Genomic DNA, 924 nt, shown 5'->3' on the forward strand with positions numbered 1-924 from the left:
TTGCTATTTTGTTCCGAATAAAGTTCCCACCAGCTTGTATAGCTCGTTTCTCTGCTTTATTCATACTTGAACGACTGTACCTTTTCTGAATGTCTTTCTCTATTAGTTCTAATCCTTCGATTTTTACGCCCATATTTTCGAACCTACTATCTTAATAGTTGTTTCATCTTTAGGCGCCACATTCTTAATATTGAACTCAGTACCTTGATACATACCGGTTTCAACAACAAAAGTGTGATACTCTTTAGGAACATATTCAGGAAAAGCATTTCGTATAATCAACGTCACATTGACTGTAGATGTTTCTAAACTGTTTAATTGAACATCTTTTGTAGATGGTTCGTAAATTTCTCCCCACGATTCAAATACTTTATCTTTTCCACCCATACCGGGATAAGGACTATCATTATTACTGTTATAGAAAGTGACAAAGTCTTTCATTGCGTCAACTCTCATATGGATAAGCCCCTCTCAATTTCTGTATGGCACCAAGCACACCATCCGGAACATCGTGATAATCAATGTCCGAATATGCGTATCGGTTTTGGAAATAATGGGAAGTAAGTAAGAATACACCGCGTTCAAAAATCGAATTGTCTTTGAAAAATTCTTCATTTCTTGTATCGTTATCAGGATAGACAGAATCTTTTATTTCTGATTCTGCCCACCTCATGTACATTTCTATCAAAGGATCTTCCATCGAGTGAGTGACATGCATATGCAACTTTAATTGTTCTAATGTCATTCATTACTCACCCCTTTATTTATTAAGCTCCCTCAGGAGTTGTTCCAGCTGGCGCTTCTGCAGGTGCGTCAGAAAAATCTGCAGTTACAAAGAAACCAGCATTAGCATCTGCTTGTTTTACGTCGAAACGGAAAGCACCCATTAAATATTTACCGTAAACATTGTGTTGTTCCCAAGAT

General features: G+C 37.0%; 2 protein-coding genes. Both read right to left on the reverse strand.

What is annotated here, in order from left to right; translation table 11 throughout:
• Positions 1-123: 123 nt before the first annotated feature.
• Positions 124-456 (reverse strand): hypothetical protein, encoded by a 333-nt coding sequence (locus tag ACF91D_RS30755; protein ID WP_340175170.1) that lies wholly within the window; start codon positions 454-456, stop codon positions 124-126.
• Positions 446-745 (reverse strand): head-tail connector protein, encoded by a 300-nt coding sequence (locus ACF91D_RS30760; RefSeq protein WP_392438546.1) that lies wholly within the window; start codon positions 743-745, stop codon positions 446-448. The genes ACF91D_RS30755 and ACF91D_RS30760 overlap by 11 nt, the downstream gene beginning before the upstream one ends.
• Positions 746-924 lie beyond the last annotated feature (179 nt).

It is taken from the genome of Staphylococcus sp. 231237_7MaSpsaltlick (assembly GCF_043107035.1).